Annotated in this window: 4 protein-coding genes; 1 reads left to right on the forward strand and 3 read right to left on the reverse strand. The window is 67.4% G+C overall.

Annotated features, from left to right (window positions below; genetic code table 11):
* Window positions 1-28: 28 nt before the first annotated feature.
* Genes OZ10_RS19915 through OZ10_RS19925 form a run of 3 tightly spaced genes read right to left on the reverse strand, consistent with a single transcriptional unit; the run spans window position 29 to window position 2389 of the window.
* Window positions 29-283 carry a DUF6587 family protein gene (locus OZ10_RS19915; protein WP_039415335.1) on the reverse strand — a complete coding sequence of 85 codons (255 nt, stop codon included), beginning with the start codon at window positions 281-283 and terminating at the stop codon, window positions 29-31.
* 1 nt (window position 284) lies between these two features.
* A complete protein-coding gene (gene feoB / locus OZ10_RS19920; RefSeq protein ID WP_039415338.1) occupies window positions 285-2144 on the reverse strand; it encodes a ferrous iron transporter B in 1860 nt (619 codons plus the stop codon).
* Window positions 2141-2389, reverse strand: coding sequence for a FeoA family protein (locus tag OZ10_RS19925; RefSeq protein ID WP_039415340.1), 249 nt, complete (start codon window positions 2387-2389; stop codon window positions 2141-2143). Before OZ10_RS19925 ends, feoB begins: the two co-directional genes overlap by 4 nt.
* Window positions 2390-2503: 114 nt before the next feature.
* Between OZ10_RS19925 and OZ10_RS19930 the strand changes: the two genes are divergently transcribed.
* Window positions 2504-3279: enoyl-CoA hydratase-related protein (locus OZ10_RS19930; protein ID WP_039566809.1), on the forward strand; the 776-nt coding region annotated here is incomplete at its 3' end.

Below are 3279 nucleotides of genomic sequence, written 5' to 3' on the forward strand. Positions count from 1 at the left end.
CGGGCAAGTGTAGCCGACGCTGGGTGCGTCAGTGCTTGCGCGGCGGCGTCGGGCCGCAGCTATCGCAGCCGCCGCAGGAGGCAGTGCCCTGGGCAGCCGGCGGCGCCACGCGACGACCGACCGCCTGCACCCAGGCAGGTCGCCCGGTGCGCAGCAGTGCGAGCGCGAGCGCGCCGCGCAGCCGGCGCAAGGTGCCGGGGAACTGCTTTTTCATCACCACCCACAGGCTGGCCAGCACCGCGATGGCGATGACCACGTATTGCATCGTGAGCGAAAGATCCATGTCAGCCTGCACCCAACAGGACGGCCAGTTGGTAGGTCACCAGCGAGGCCAGATAGGCCAGCGCGAACAGGTACACCGCGCTGATGGTCATCTGCTTCCACGAGTTGGTTTCGCGCTTGATCGTGGCCAGCGTGGAAATGCACATCGGCGCGTAGATGTACCAAACCAGCAACGACAGCGCGGTGGCCAGCGACCAGCCGTCGCTGATCAACGGCGACAGCGCCTGCGCTGCGGCATCGTCATCGGCAGCCGACAAGGCATAGACCGTGGCCAGCGAAGCTACCGCCACTTCGCGCGCGGCCAGCCCGGGAATCAGCGCAATACAGATCTGCCAGTTGAAGCCCAACGGCGCGAAGAACACCGCCATTGCATGGCCGATGCGGCCGGCAAAGCTGTAATCGATGGCCGGCAAGGTCGCATTGGCGGGCGCCGCCGGAAACGACAACAGGAACCACAGCAGGATGGTCAGCGCCAGGATGATGCCGCCCACCCGCTTGAGGAAGATCCAGGCCCGCTCCCACAGGCCCAGCGCCAGGTCGCGCAGCTGCGGCACGCGGTAGGACGGCAACTCCAGCATCAGCGGATGCTCGCTCTTGTCGCGGCGCCACTTCTTCATGGTCCACGACACCAGCAGCGCACTGACGATGGCCGCGGCATACAGCCCGAACAGCACCAGCCCCTGCTGGTTGAAGATGCCCCACACGGTTTTCTGCGGGATGAAGGCACCGATCAGCAGCGCATACACGGGCAGCCGCGCCGAACATGTCATCAGTGGCGCCACCATGATGGTGGCCAGACGGTCGCGTGGATCCTGGATGCTGCGGGTGGACATGATGCCCGGCACCGCACACGCAAAGCTCGACAGCAACGGAATGAACGAGCGCCCCGACAACCCCGCCGCGGCCATCATGCGATCCAGCAGAAACGCCGCGCGCGGCAGATAGCCGGATTCTTCCAGCGCCAGGATGAAGGCGAACAGGATCAGGATCTGCGGCAGGAAGATGATCACCCCGCCCAGGCCGGCGATGATGCCGTCCTTGAGCAGGCTGTTGAGCGGGCCCTCCGGCAAGGTGGCGCCCACCCACTCGCCCAAGGCGGCGGTGCCGCCGTCGATCAGGTCCATCACCGGGGTGGCCCAGGCGTACACCGCCTGGAAGATCAGGAACATCACCACCGCCAGCGTAACCAGGCCCCAGATCGGGTGCAGCAGCCAGCGGTCCAGCGCGTCGTCCACGCGCGAGGTGCGCGTGGGCATGGTTACTGCCGCACTCAGGATCTGCCGCACCTGGGCGTGGTAGTTGCCGTCCGCCGGCGGTGCTGCACTGGGCGCGTGCAGGCCGGTGGCCTGCGCGTCGATGCGCTCGACAAGGGCCTTGGCCCCACCGCGCCGCACTGCCACGGTTTCGACCACCGGCACGCCCAGCGCCTGTTCCAGCGCCGCCAGATCGATGACGATGCCGCGCCGCTGCGCGGCGTCGACCATGTTCAAGGCCACGATCATCGGCCGGCCCAGCTCGCGCAGCTCCAGCGCAAAGCGCAGGTGCAGGCGCAGGTTGGTCGCATCCATCACGCACACCAGTACGTCCGGTGCGGGTTCGCCGGGATAGAAGCCACGGCACAGGTCGCGGGTGATCGCTTCGTCCAGGCTGGCCGGCTGCAGGCTGTAGGCGCCGGGCAGATCCAGCACCGCAAAGTCGCGCCCGGACGGGGCACGGAAGTGGCCCTCCTTACGCTCGACGGTAACGCCGGTGTAATTGGCCACCTTCTGGCGGCTGCCGGTGAGCTGGTTGAACAAGGCGGTCTTGCCGCTGTTGGGGTTGCCGACCAATGCCAGCCGCAGCGGAACGCTGGCCGCGTTCATGCCGATACCCCCTCTTGGCGCACCTGTACGCGCGCCGCCTCGCTGCGACGCAACGCAAACCGGGTGTAACCGACCTGCACCAGCAAGGGTTCGCGCCCCACCGGCCCGGTGGCCAGCACGGTCACTTCCTCCCCTGCGACAAAGCCAAGCTCGCGCAAGCGCCGGGCGATCGTGTCGTTGGGAAGACGATCCTCCACAGAGTCCACAATGGCGGCGCGATGCAAGGGCATGTCGGACAGCGTCACAAAGACGGCCTGATTGTTAGGAATGGTTCTCAATTCTAGCATCGACGCACCGCGTCATGGCTCCGACGACCCGTACCGCTATGATGGTTCGCATCTCATTCATGGACGTGCGCAATGCAGGACACCGGCTTGATCGTCGAGGACCAGGGACCGGTCCGCACCTTGCGCCTGCACCGACCAACGGTGCATAACGCCTTCGATGCGACCTTGATCGGCGCCCTTACCCAGGCCCTGCAACAGGCAGCCGACGCAGCCCACATCCGCGTGGTGGTGCTGACCGGTGCCGGCGATGCATTTTCCGCCGGCGCAGACCTGAACTGGATGCGCGGCATGGCCAACGCCAGCGAGGCCGCCAACGCTGCCGATGCAATGGCGCTGGCACAGCTGATGCGCACCCTGGACGAACTGCCCAAGCCCACCATTGCCCGCGTCAACGGCGCCGCGTTCGGCGGCGGCGTCGGCCTGGTGGCATGCTGCGACATCGCCATCGGCTGCACCGAAGCGCGCTTCGGCCTGACCGAGAGCAAGCTGGGGCTGCTGCCGGCGGTGATCTCGCCGTATGTCATCGCGGCGATCGGCGCGCGCCAGGCGCGCCGCTGGTTCGCGACCGCCGAGATCTTCGACGCCGGCACCGCGCAGCTGCTGGGGCTACTGCACCAGCTCGTGGCGGCCGACCAGTTGGACATCGCGGTGGAGCGACAGGTGCGCCTGCTGCTGGCCGCTGCGCCACTGGCCGCCAGCAGCGCCAAGACGCTGGTGCGTTCGGTACTGCCGCCTGCCGACCGCGACGCGATCGATGCCGCCAATGCCGCCTGGATCGCACGCCTGCGGGTGTCGCCCGAAGGCCAGGAAGGTCTTGGGGCCTTTCTCGACAAACGGGCGCCAGCATG

Source organism: Xanthomonas cannabis pv. cannabis (assembly GCF_000802365.1).
In the GTDB taxonomy this organism is placed as follows: Bacteria; Pseudomonadota; Gammaproteobacteria; order Xanthomonadales; family Xanthomonadaceae; genus Xanthomonas; species Xanthomonas cannabis.

What these genes read in the sequence shown, in the direction of transcription:
- OZ10_RS19915 (WP_039415335.1), bottom strand. Translation starts at nt 283, where the DNA reads ATGGATCTTTCGCTCACGATGCAATACGTGGTCATCGCCATCGCGGTG.
- feoB (WP_039415338.1), bottom strand. Translation starts at nt 2,144, where the DNA reads ATGAACGCGGCCAGCGTTCCGCTGCGGCTGGCATTGGTCGGCAACCCC.